At 74.5% G+C, this 3,049-nt stretch carries 4 protein-coding genes; all 4 read left to right on the top strand.

Features of this window, described 5'->3' with window-relative positions; translation table 11 throughout:
* Positions 1-1,146: radical SAM protein (locus VGI02_RS12320; RefSeq protein WP_331627663.1), on the top strand; the 1,146-nt coding region annotated here is incomplete at its 5' end.
* Complete coding sequence (gene pgsA, locus VGI02_RS12315) at positions 1,143-1,838, top strand: CDP-diacylglycerol--glycerol-3-phosphate 3-phosphatidyltransferase (protein ID WP_331627662.1); 696 nt, start codon at positions 1,143-1,145, stop codon at positions 1,836-1,838. The genes VGI02_RS12320 and pgsA, both read left to right, overlap by 4 nt.
* Before the next feature lie 185 nt (positions 1,839-2,023).
* A complete protein-coding gene (locus tag VGI02_RS29125; protein WP_414638249.1) occupies positions 2,024-2,611 on the top strand; it encodes a helix-turn-helix domain-containing protein in 588 nt (195 codons plus the stop codon).
* Between the two features lie 169 nt (positions 2,612-2,780).
* Positions 2,781-3,049: PspA/IM30 family protein (locus VGI02_RS12305; protein WP_331627661.1), on the top strand; the 269-nt coding region annotated here is incomplete at its 3' end.

The following is a 3,049-nucleotide window of genomic DNA, read 5'->3' as shown; positions in this document are numbered from 1 at the left end:
CCGCTGAAGCTCGCCTCCGGGTGCGACCGCCGCTGCGCCTTCTGCGCCATCCCGTCGTTCCGCGGCGCCTTCGTCTCGCGCTCGGCGGAGGACGTCGTCGCCGAGGCGGCCTGGCTCGCCGACCACGGCGTCGCCGAGGTCACCCTGGTCAGCGAGAACTCCACCTCGTACGGCAAGGACATCGACGCGCGCGGTGCCGCGGGCGGGGCCCTCGAGCGGCTGCTCGGCTCGCTGGCCGAGGTGCCGGGCCTGCGCCGGATCCGGGTGTCCTACCTGCAGCCCGCGGAGGTCCGGCCCCCGCTGCTCGCCGCGATCGCCAGCACGCCCGGCGTCGCCGACTACTTCGACCTGTCCTTCCAGCACGCCTCGGGCCCGCTGCTGCGCCGGATGCGGCGGTTCGGGTCGCGGGAGACCTTCCTCTCGCTGTGCGCCGAGATCCGGGCCCTCGCGCCGGAGGCGGGCATCCGCTCGAACGTCATCGTCGGGTTCCCCGGCGAGACCGAGGAGGATCTCGCCGAGCTGGAGGCCTTCCTCTCCGAGGCCGAGCTCGACGCCGTCGGGGTGTTCGGCTACTCCGACGAGGACGGCACCGAGGCCGCCGACCTGCCCGACAAGGTCGACCCCGCCGAGGTCGCCGCCCGCGTCGAGCGGGTCACCTCGCTGGTCGAGGTCGTCTCCTCCGACCGCGCCGCCCGCCGGGTCGGGACCGAGGTGGAGGTTCTCGTCGAGCGCCAGGAGCTCTCCGAGGACGCCGCGGCCGAGTTCGACGACCCGCCCATCGAGGAGACCGACGACCTCGACCTCGCCGAGCTCGGCCTGACCGAGGACGAGGCCCCGGAGATGACCGACCTGTCCGACGACGAGGACGGCGACGACGCGCCGGTCGAGGTCACCGAGGCCGAGCCCGGCGACCTCGTCTGGATCGGCCGTGCCGCCCACCAGGGGCCCGACGTCGACGGCGAGTGTCTCCTGACCGGCGACGACGAGCTGCTCGCCGGGCTGACCCGGGGAGCCGTCGTCCGGGCGGTGGTCACCGGCTCGAACGGGGTCGACCTCGTCGTCGAGGTCCTCGACGTGCTCGCCCCGGGAGCCGCCACCACCGACGCGACCACCGCGCCAGAGCCCGCCGTGGCCGGCGCGCGATGACCCAGCCGCCGGGGTCGGCCGCCCCGTCGTCCGCCGACGGGACCGGGACGCCCGGTGCTGCCCCGTCGGGGGCCGGGTCGTCGGGGGTCGGGTCCTCGGGGACCGGGACCTCGGGGGACGGGACGACGGCCCGGGCGCCGGTACCGCTGGTCAACATCGCCAACGCGCTCACCGTGGTGCGGCTGATCCTGGTGCCGGTGTTCCTCGCCGTGCTGTTCGTCGACGGCGGTCACGCCCCGGCGTACCGGTGGCTGGCGTTCGGCGTGTTCGCGCTGGCCTCGCTCACCGACTCGTTCGACGGCGAGTTCGCCCGCCGCTGGGGGCTCGTCACCGACTTCGGCAAGATCGCGGACCCGATCGCCGACAAGGCGCTCGTCGGCGCCGCGCTCGTGGGCCTGTCGATGCTGGGCGAGCTGGCCTGGTGGGTCACGATCGTCATCGCGGTGCGCGAGCTGGGGATCACCGCGATGCGCTTCTGGGTGCTGCGTCACGGGGTCATCCCCGCGAGCCGGGGTGGCAAGCTCAAGACGGTGCTGCAGACCCTCGCGCTCGGGCTCGCGATCATGCCGCTGCCCGCCGTCGCCCAGCCCGTCGTCGCCACGTTGTTCCTGCTCGCGGTCGTCGTCACCGTCGTGACCGGGCTGGACTACGTCGCGCAGGCGGTGCGCCTGCGTCGGGCCGCCACCACCTGAGCGAGCCTTCGCGGCGGCGCCCGCGCCCTGTTCGCTCTCGGCGAACCGGCGGGTGCCGGAGGGCACGGAACCGACGCGGTGCTCCGGGAGTCGGTACCGTGGTCGGAACGGTCATCGACGCCGGGCTCCCCGCGGGGCCGATGCTGGTCCCCGCGTCCGGGGTGCGGTGAGGGCGGAGGTGCGAGATGGCGCTGTTGTTGCGCGAGGCGATCGGCGGCACGATCCGCCGGGCCCGCACCGAGCGCCGGCGGACCCTGCGGGACGTCTCCAAGGACGCGCGGGTGAGCCTCGGCTACCTGTCCGAGATCGAGCGCGGGCGCAAGGAGCCCTCCAGCGAGCTGCTCGCGGCCATCTGTGACGCCCTGGCGCTCTCGCTGCCCGAGCTGCTCGACGACGTGGCGGACTCCATGCGTCCCGAGGCCCCCCGGCGCGTGCCGGCCCGGCTGGCGGAGCGCCGCCTCGTCGGGGTGGACCCGGCGCTGCGCTCCGCGGTCGAGGAGGCCTTCGGCGCCGCCGAGACGACGGACGCCGTGGAGGCGCCCGCGGCCGAGGACGGCGGCACGACCGAGACGGCGATCCCGAGCGGCTCCGCCGAGGTCGTGGACCTCGCCGGGGACGTGGCGCCCGACGCCCCGGGGCTCGATGACGACGACCTCGGTGGTTTCGGCGACCTCGAGACGCCCGAGGGGCCCGAGCCCGCAGGCGAGCTGCGGGTGGTCGAGCTGGTGACCCTGGGTCGCGAGCCGGCCGGGTCCGTGCGGTCGGCCGCCTGAGCACCCGGCCGGGCCCGTCGGCGGCGACCGCTCGCCGCTCGCGATCACCGATCCGGACGTCCGGAGTGGGCCTCGGTGGAAGGTGCGGCCGCGAGCTGACACGATGGGCGAGGACTCCAGGTCAGCGTGTTCGGGCCTGTGCGGACGATGACGAGTTGGGCGGGAGCAGATGGCCAACCCCTTCGTGAAGGCCTGGAAGTACTTCCTGGCGGCGTTCTCCTCGAAGATCGATGAGCACGCGGACCCCAAGGTGCAGATCCAGCAGGCGATCGAGGACGCCCAGCGCCAGCACCAGGCGCTGTCGCAGCAGGCGGCCTCGGTGATCGGGAACCAGCGTCAGCTGGAGATGAAGCTGAACCGCCAGCTCGGCGACATCGAGAAGCTGCAGTCCTCGGCGCGGCAGGCCCTGACGATGGCCGACCAGGCCCGCGCCAAGGG

Source organism: Actinomycetospora sp., from assembly GCF_036497245.1.
In the GTDB taxonomy this organism is placed as follows: domain Bacteria; phylum Actinomycetota; class Actinomycetes; order Mycobacteriales; family Pseudonocardiaceae; genus Actinomycetospora.
Note: the sequence above shows the minus strand (reverse complement) of the source record. Positions and strands in the feature narration are given on the sequence as shown.

What these genes read in the sequence shown, in the direction of transcription:
- VGI02_RS29125 (WP_414638249.1), top strand. Translation starts at nt 2,024, where the DNA reads ATGGCGCTGTTGTTGCGCGAGGCGATCGGCGGCACGATCCGCCGGGCC.
- pgsA (WP_331627662.1), top strand. Translation starts at nt 1,143, where the DNA reads ATGACCCAGCCGCCGGGGTCGGCCGCCCCGTCGTCCGCCGACGGGACC.